General features: G+C 58.4%; 1 pseudogene. It reads left to right on the plus strand.

Annotated features, from left to right (window positions below):
- Positions 1-729, plus strand: a pseudogene (locus ACTHTG_RS11135) (RHS repeat family protein); the annotation flags it as partial.

Here is a 729-nt window from a genome sequence, read left to right on the forward strand (position 1 = left end):
CACATCACCCGTTTCGAATATGCCGGCAACGGTCTGTTGCTGTCGGTAACCGATCCGAACGGCAGCAGTACCGCATACCACTATAACGAAAACTGCCAGCCCGACCGGATTACCGACTGCTCGGGTTACGAAACCAAACTCTCTTACACCCCCGAAGGACAGTTGGCGCGTATTACCGATGCGCTGGGACAGCACACCGAATACCACTACGATGCCAATCAAAACCTCACCCTCGCCCTCTATCCAGACGGCAGCAAAGAGACCTTCGGCTACGATGCCGCAGGTCGTCTGAAAAACCATACCGACGGCGAAGGCCATACTACTGCCTACGAATACGGCCAAGACGGTTTGCCGACCCGACGCACCAATGCCTTGGGCCATACCTTCGGCTACCACTACGACAAAGCCCGCCGCTTGGTCGGTCTCACCAATGAAAACGGTGCGCGCTACCGCTTTGCCTACGATGTCCTCGACCGCCTGATTGCCGAAAGCGGTTTCGACCATAAGCTGACCGGCTACCGCTACAACGCCGGCAACGAGCTGGTCGAGCAGCGCGAATACGGCGACGACGCCTCCCTCGCCACCAAACTGATGGTGCAGCTGGGCGGACAGCCCGTCCCCAAAAAAGAAGCCGCCCCGCTTTCAGACGGCCTCGACAGCCAAACCCCGCTGCGGATTACCGAGTTCAAACGCGATATATTGGGACGCTTAATCCATACCCTCGCCCGC

The organism is Neisseria sp. P0017.S009, assembly GCF_051957375.1.
GTDB classification, from domain to species: Bacteria; Pseudomonadota; Gammaproteobacteria; order Burkholderiales; family Neisseriaceae; genus Neisseria; species Neisseria perflava.